This is a genomic window from Mycobacterium sp. TH-M82, from assembly GCF_057473605.1.
Genome location: NZ_JBYCKY010000619.1, coordinates 1 through 2,567 on the forward strand (window position 1 = coordinate 1; position 2,567 = coordinate 2,567).

Sequence of the window (2,567 nt, forward strand, 5' to 3'; positions counted from 1 at the left end):
AGAGGCCGCCCGGCCGCACATGCGGGAATAGAGCATTGAAAGAGGTGATGACGTGGTGGCTGAAATGGCTACCGTCATCAATGACGATGTCGAAGGGTCCGATTTCGCAAGCCATCGAGTCGAGGAACCGCTCATCACCTTGGTCTCCCTGCAAGACATACAGCCTGCTTTCTGCAAGGTTGGGCTTTGCAAATACATCCAATCCGTAGATCAATCCCCGGCGGAAATAGTGCTTCCACATACGTAGGGACTCACCACCAAGGTCGGGCGAGTTGTAGCCGCCCACGCCGATCTCCAGCAGCTTCACCGATAGCTCCCGATACGGCTCGAAATACCTCTGGTAGTGCGGCGTGTACCAGTGCCCACCCCATTTGTCTGTGCCAAACAAAACGGCAAGGTCAGACAAACTCTTTGGACGTTGCGACACCGCGCCAACCACCTGCGAGATCGCGGCAACAGCCGCTGTATCTGTTGGCGTGCGCAGACCTACGCTCGGATTTTTTCTGAACAACTCCCGGGTAGCACCGTGCGGTCCGGGCGGACCAAGAAGTTCGCGCAGCAGGTCTACCAGATCTTGCCGGACAGTCGCGGAAGCCTCACTGTGCCAACCCGTTTCGACGTAAGCGTGATGATCACCCAACGTGAGGATATAACCCAGCCGTTCGCCGCCAAAGCCGAGATCGCACTGAATTGCCAAATTACCTACCGGGCCGTCGAGCAGAGCAGCGCGGCAGGCTACCTCGGCCAGTAACGCTTCACCGACGATGTCCGGACCGATGTCGGCAACGCGAGTAGAAATCTCAGCGTCAGACAAACAAGCGACCAGCAGGATTTTTTCGATCAGAGCGGAGTCGGTCGACATTGGTGAGATAACCTCCGCGTGAGTCGTTGCGGTCCAGATGCGCGAATTATAACAACACCTCCCAACTTAGTACAATTGAGCGCGCACCTCTCGCAACTGTGAACCGTCCTGGAAATGCTGGGGGTCCAGACCTTGGAAACGAGGACGGAGCCATGTCGAAGAAACAATCACCCTCGGCCAAGCGGACGAGTCGTCAATACGGCGCCGAGCAGAAGGCCGGGGTGGTGTGTGCGTGCGAACCGAGCCATATCCGCCGGACTTGACCGAGGCGCAGTGGGCACTGATCGCGCCGATGGTGGAGCCCCGCCCGGGCGGTCGCCCGGCGACCCATTCGCGCCGGCGGATCGTGGACGCCCAGTCGGTCGAGGGCGCCGACACCGTCGGCGCCGACAGCCGCGGCTATGACGCCGGCAAGAAGACCAACGGGTGCAAGAGACACATCGTCGTCGACACGTTGGGCCTGCTCATCATCGTGCCGGTGATCGCGGCCAGCCTGCAGGACCGCGACGGGGGCGCCGGATCATTGACCGCGCGAAGATGGCGATGCCGTTGATCGCGCTGGTCTGGGCCGACGGCGGCTACGCGGGCAAGCTCGTCGCCTGGGTCGCCCAGTACTGTCGGATCCTGCTGGAGATTGTGCGGAAACCCGAGGGGCAGCGCACTTTCGAGGTTCTGCCGCTCCGTTGGGTGGTGGAAAGAACGCTGTCCTGGCTGGTGCGCTGGCGACGACTCGACCGCGATTATGAACGCCTGCCCGTCCATTCCGGAGCTATGGTCAAATGGGCCATGATCGGCCTCATGGCACGACATCTGGCACCCCCACCCGGACGAGGGCCGTGGCAACCGGCCCATGCGCCGTAAACCCCTTTCCAAACACGTTCTGAGACCGCGCGCGGCAACCAGCCGGTGACCAGCGAGGTGCTGGTGTTTGCGGTGCGGCCCAAGGCAAGCCAGGCCAGCCGGTGCTCTCGGTGCCGGAAACGCTGCCCCGGCTATGACAACGGGGACGCGATCAGGTGCTGGCGCAGCCTGGATCTGGGGATGACGAAGGCCTATCTGCAGGCCGCCGCGCCGCGGGTAGCCTGCCCCGAGCATGGAGTGGTGGTGGCCCACGCGCCGTGGGCGCGGCCCGGCGCCCGCCACACCTGGGCATTTGAGGACACAGCCGAGTGGTTGACCGCGCACGCCGCCATCAGTGTGGTCGCGGTGTTTTTACGGGTGGCCTGGCGCACCATCGCCGCGATCGTCGCTCGGGTGGTCGCCGATGGCCGCGACACCAACGACCTGCTCGTCGGACTGACCCGCATCGGCATCGACGAGATCCGCCTACCGCAAAGGCCACCGCTTCTTGATGTGCGTGATCGACCACGCGACAGGCAGGTTGGTGTGGGCTGCCGAGGGTCGCAACAAAGACACCCTGGGTTAGAGTTAGTTCTTCGACCATCTGGGGCCCGAACGCGTCAGGTTGGTGACCCATGTCAGCTGTGACGGTGCGGAATAGATCCACGCCGTGCCGCGAGAGCGGGTGCCGCAAGCAGTGATCTGCCTGGATCCGTCCCACGTAGTCGCTCGGGCGCTCAATGCACTGGATAAGGTGCGAGTACGCCCAGGGCTACGGACCTGAGATGCAGAGTACTTCGTCGAGGCTGGCGGTGCGTAGGTCGGCGCGCGTGGTTGGTCGCCTACGTTGGGTGGGTGGATTGGG

At 62.9% G+C, this 2,567-nt stretch carries 5 protein-coding genes; 4 read left to right on the forward strand and 1 reads right to left on the reverse strand.

Annotation, left to right across the window (positions count from 1 at the left end):
- On the reverse strand, positions 1-862 hold an 862-nt coding region (locus AC2VON_RS18305; protein ID WP_486954226.1), incomplete at its 3' end, for a class I SAM-dependent methyltransferase.
- 232 nt (positions 863-1,094) lie between these two features.
- Between AC2VON_RS18305 and AC2VON_RS18310 the strand changes: the two genes are divergently transcribed.
- The 4 genes from AC2VON_RS18310 to AC2VON_RS18325 are packed head-to-tail and all read left to right on the forward strand — an operon-like array spanning position 1,095 to position 2,486.
- Entirely contained in the window at positions 1,095-1,415 is a 321-nt protein-coding gene (locus tag AC2VON_RS18310) for a transposase (protein WP_486954227.1), read from the forward strand.
- Positions 1,400-1,723, forward strand: a complete 324-nt coding sequence (locus tag AC2VON_RS18315) for a transposase (RefSeq protein ID WP_486954228.1) — start codon at positions 1,400-1,402, stop codon at positions 1,721-1,723. The genes AC2VON_RS18310 and AC2VON_RS18315 overlap by 16 nt, the downstream gene beginning before the upstream one ends.
- Positions 1,724-1,768: 45 nt before the next feature.
- A complete protein-coding gene (locus AC2VON_RS18320; RefSeq protein ID WP_486954229.1) occupies positions 1,769-2,350 on the forward strand; it encodes a transposase family protein in 582 nt (193 codons plus the stop codon).
- Between the two features lie 37 nt (positions 2,351-2,387).
- Entirely contained in the window at positions 2,388-2,486 is a 99-nt protein-coding gene (locus AC2VON_RS18325) for a hypothetical protein (RefSeq protein WP_486954230.1), read from the forward strand.
- The last annotated feature ends 81 nt before the right edge of the window (positions 2,487-2,567 follow it).

Excerpts from the sequence above, each read along its gene's own strand:
- AC2VON_RS18315 (WP_486954228.1), top strand. The coding sequence starts at position 1,400 with ATGGCGATGCCGTTGATCGCGCTGGTCTGGGCCGACGGCGGCTACGCG.